3 protein-coding genes are annotated in these 1,266 nt (G+C 54.3%); 1 reads left to right on the forward strand and 2 read right to left on the reverse strand.

The window, feature by feature from the left end; genetic code table 11:
* Positions 1 to 188, forward strand: a 188-nt coding sequence (locus ACUY1T_RS21965; RefSeq protein ID WP_446025693.1) for a hypothetical protein, incomplete at its 5' end; no start/stop codon positions are given.
* A 217-nt stretch (positions 189 to 405) separates the two neighbouring features.
* On the opposite strand, the gene ACUY1T_RS21970 is transcribed toward ACUY1T_RS21965, so the two are convergent.
* Together ACUY1T_RS21970 and ACUY1T_RS21975 are read right to left on the reverse strand one after the other, a co-directional pair.
* Positions 406 to 696 (reverse strand): hypothetical protein, encoded by a 291-nt coding sequence (locus ACUY1T_RS21970; protein ID WP_114479369.1) that lies wholly within the window; start codon positions 694 to 696, stop codon positions 406 to 408.
* Positions 693 to 1,266: hypothetical protein (locus tag ACUY1T_RS21975; protein WP_446025694.1), on the reverse strand; the 574-nt coding region annotated here is incomplete at its 5' end. The genes ACUY1T_RS21970 and ACUY1T_RS21975, both read right to left, overlap by 4 nt.

The raw sequence follows: 1,266 nt of genomic DNA on the forward strand, positions 1-1,266 counted from the left end.
AACGCAAGCGTGGTGCCGACTTCCTGGCGTCGGCTGCGCTGGAGGCGGGGGTTGCCGCGCAGGGCGCTGCCCGTGGCCAGGGTTTCCAGGGCCAGGTCGCGACCGGCGGCGGCGACGTGCAGCAGGCGGTTGGCGCCGGTGAATGTGAACGTGGTCTACCAGCCCGCCAGCTGCGGGTTCCAGTGTGATCCGGAAATCTCATCACAGCATCACGGCAAGCATCTTATCAGGGTAGGCTGTGGCCTCCCCCGATAAGATGCAATAGGGTCGATTGTTAAAGATCGCGGCACGTTGGCAATATCAGTGTCATGACAACGCAACACCTGATGAGGCCAGGTGTTGCACATGATCATATTAGACTGCCAAATCGCGATGGCAAAAAATGAAGGGATATGAGGCTATGGGTCATGGATAGTATTCCACCATGTAATCGCCCCCCAGCTCTTGCTGTAAACTCTTTGCAAGCCTTGATCCTTCAGCTATGTGCATACTCTCGGCTTCAGGTGAACCAAAGCCTGAATCTGGCGGATAGTCATCGTTAAATGTTGCCTGATATTCGCTATCCCAAGCCAGAATTTGAGCTTTTAGCGCTTGAGAAATGGGCAGCTCATCAACCTCCACGTGTCCCATCCTCTCAGGGTCAGGACAGAATATCGGCCCTGCCATATACTCCTTTACGAGCCTTAGCGTGATCATGGTAGTGGCCTCCAATAACTAACAGGGTTCGCTCGGACAACAAATCCATTCGAACCAATCCCAATCGCGATGTTTTGCTCAATCCCATTATGCCTTATTCGATAAACGCTGGCTGAGCCATTTGTCCCGACAACATCCCCCCGTTCCAAGGCGTTCATAATCACCGCTGGGATCTCCTCACGAGGGATTCCTTTGTTAGAGAAATCAACCTCATGCCGATTATATATATGTTGCAATCCAGCAGCATCGCTGCCAGTTTCTAGCCACACAGTTCGACCATCTGGGAGCCTGCGAATATCAACCACGTTTTCAGGTGTAATCTTAGTGCCCTGGGGCAGTCCTGCAATCAGCTCATCTCGTGTCAATGCCCGGCTGGTGACAACATTCCTGGCCAGCCTCGGCAGGCTTGCCGCCAGCACGCCTGTGCCCATCAGCATCGTCTGATTTTCCAGGGCGACCCGTACTCTCAGCCTATCGGCTTCATCCAGCCGCCCTGCCTGCTCCAACGCAACGGCTTGGGCCAGCTGTTCGCGAATATTTCCGGCGATACTCTCGGGAATAGAGTACGGC

Source organism: Billgrantia sp. Q4P2 (assembly GCF_052806135.1).